Source organism: Lactobacillus sp. B4026 (genome assembly GCF_026535825.1).
Lineage (GTDB): Bacteria > Bacillota > Bacilli > Lactobacillales > Lactobacillaceae > Lactobacillus > Lactobacillus panisapium.
This window is the reverse complement of the sequence record NZ_JAFNPD010000019.1, coordinates 1-2,797: the sequence shown is the minus strand read 5'-3', so window position 1 is coordinate 2,797 and position 2,797 is coordinate 1. Positions and strand designations below refer to the sequence as shown.

Here is a 2,797-nt window from a genome sequence, read left to right as displayed (position 1 = left end):
ATGGTTCAGGATCCAACGGTTCTGACTCAAATGGCTCAGGCAGCAATGGTTCAGGATCTAATGGCTCAGGCTCAAATGGTTCAGGCTCCAACGGCTCAGGCTCAAATGGTTCAGGATCCAACGGCTCAGGCTCAAATGGTTCAGGCAGCAATGGTTCAGACTCCAACGGCTCAGGCTCCAACGGTTCAGGCAGCAACGGTTCAGGCAGCAATGGTTCAGGATCAAATGGTTCTGACTCCAACGGCTCAGGATCCAACGGTTCAGACTCCAACGGTTCAGGCTCAAATGGTTCAGGCTCGAATGGTTCCGGTTCAAATGGTTCTGACTCCAACGGTTCAGGATCAAATGGCTCAGGATCCAACGGTTCAGGATCAAATGGTTCTGACTCCAACGGCTCTGGATCAAATGGCTCGGGCAGCAATGGTTCAGGATCCAACGGTTCTGACTCAAATGGCTCAGGCAGCAATGGTTCAGGATCTAATGGCTCAGGCTCAAATGGTTCAGGATCCAACGGCTCAGGCTCAAATGGTTCAGGCAGCAATGGTTCAGACTCCAACGGCTCAGGCTCCAACGGTTCAGGCAGCAATGGTTCAGGATCTAATGGTTCAGGATCAAATGGCTCTGGCTCCAACGGTTCAGGCAGCAATGGTTCAGGATCTAACGGTTCTGACTCAAATGGCTCAGGCAGCAATGGTTCAGGATCTAATGGTTCCGGCAGCAATGGTTCAGGATCTAATGGTTCCGGCTCAAATGGTTCGGACTCCAACGGTTCAGGATCTAATGGTTCCGGTTCAAATGGCTCAGACTCCAACGGTTCAGGCAGCAATGGTTCCGGCTCCAACGGCTCCGACAGTAATGGTTCAGGCTCTAACGGTTCAGGATCAAATGGTTCTGACTCCAACGGCTCTGGATCAAATGGCTCGGGCAGCAATGGTTCAGGATCCAACGGTTCTGACTCAAATGGCTCAGGCAGCAATGGTTCAGGATCTAATGGCTCAGGCTCAAATGGTTCAGGATCCAACGGCTCAGGCTCAAATGGTTCAGGCAGCAATGGTTCAGACTCCAACGGCTCAGGCTCCAACGGTTCCGGCAGCAATGGTTCAGGATCAAATGGTTCAGGATCAAATGGCTCTGGCTCCAACGGTTCCGGCAGCAATGGTTCAGGATCTAACGGTTCTGACTCAAATGGCTCAGGCAGCAATGGTTCAGGATCTAATGGCTCAGGCTCAAATGGTTCGGACTCCAACGGTTCAGGATCTAATGGTTCCGGTTCAAATGGCTCAGACTCCAACGGTTCAGGCAGCAATGGTTCCGGCTCCAACGGCTCCGACAGTAATGGTTCAGGCTCTAACGGTTCAGGATCAAATGGTTCTGACTCCAACGGCTCTGGATCAAATGGCTCGGGCAGCAATGGTTCAGGATCCAACGGTTCTGACTCAAATGGCTCAGGCAGCAATGGTTCAGGATCTAATGGCTCAGGCTCAAATGGTTCAGGATCAAATGGTTCAGGATCAAATGGTTCAGGCAGCAATGGTTCAGACTCCAACGGCTCAGGCTCCAACGGTTCCGGCAGCAATGGTTCAGGATCAAATGGTTCAGGATCAAATGGCTCTGGCTCCAACGGTTCCGGCAGCAATGGTTCAGGATCTAACGGTTCTGACTCAAATGGCTCAGGCAGCAATGGTTCAGGATCTAATGGTTCCGGCAGCAATGGTTCAGGATCTAATGGCTCAGGCTCAAATGGTTCGGACTCCAACGGTTCAGGATCTAATGGTTCCGGTTCAAATGGCTCAGACTCCAACGGTTCAGGCAGCAATGGTTCCGGCTCCAACGGCTCCGACAGTAATGGTTCAGGCTCTAACGGTTCAGGCAGCAATGGTTCAGGATCTAATGGTTCAGACTCCAACGGTTCCGGCTCAAATGGTTCCGGCTCCAACGGTTCAGACTCAAATGGTTCCGGCTCCAACGGTTCCGGCTCTAACGGTTCAGGCTCAAATGGTTCCGGCAGCAATGGTTCCGGCTCCAACGGTTCTGACTCAAATAGCTCAGGATCTAATGGTTCAGGCAGCAATGGTTCAGGATCTAACGGTTCAGGCAGCAATGGTTCCGGTTCAAATGGCTCAGACTCTAATGGTTCTGACTCAAATGGCTCCGGCTCCAACGGCTCCGACAGTAATGGTTCAGGCTCTAACGGTTCAGGCAGCAATGGTTCAGGATCTAATGGTTCAGACTCCAACGGTTCCGGCTCAAATGGTTCCGGCTCCAACGGTTCAGACTCAAATGGTTCCGGCTCTAACGGTTCAGGCTCAAATGGTTCCGGCAGCAATGGTTCCGGCTCCAACGGTTCTGACTCAAATAGCTCAGGATCTAATGGTTCAGGCAGCAATGGTTCAGGATCTAACGGTTCAGGCAGCAATGGTTCCGGTTCAAATGGCTCAGACTCTAATGGTTCTGACTCAAATGGCTCCGGCTCCAACGGCTCCGACAGTAATGGTTCAGGCAGTAATGGTTCCGGCTCCAACGGTTCTGACTCCAACGGTTCCGGCTCAAATGGCTCCGGCTCCAACGGTTCAGGCAGCAATGGTTCCGGTTCAAATGGCTCAGGCTCAAATGGTTCAGGCAGCAATGGTTCCGGTTTAAATGGCTCAGGATCCAACGGCTCAGGCAGCAATGGTTCCGGCTCCAACGGTTCTGACTCAAATGGCTCAGGCTCAAATGGTTCTGGCTCAAATGGTTCTGGCTCAAATGGCTCCGGCTCCAACGGCTCCGACAGTAATGGTTCAGGATCTAACGGTTC

At 52.2% G+C, this 2,797-nt stretch carries 1 protein-coding gene; it reads right to left on the bottom strand.

Features of this window, described 5'->3' with window-relative positions:
* Positions 1-2,797, bottom strand: a 2,797-nt coding sequence (locus tag J3U69_RS10325; protein WP_267414003.1) for a hypothetical protein, incomplete at both ends; no start/stop codon positions are given.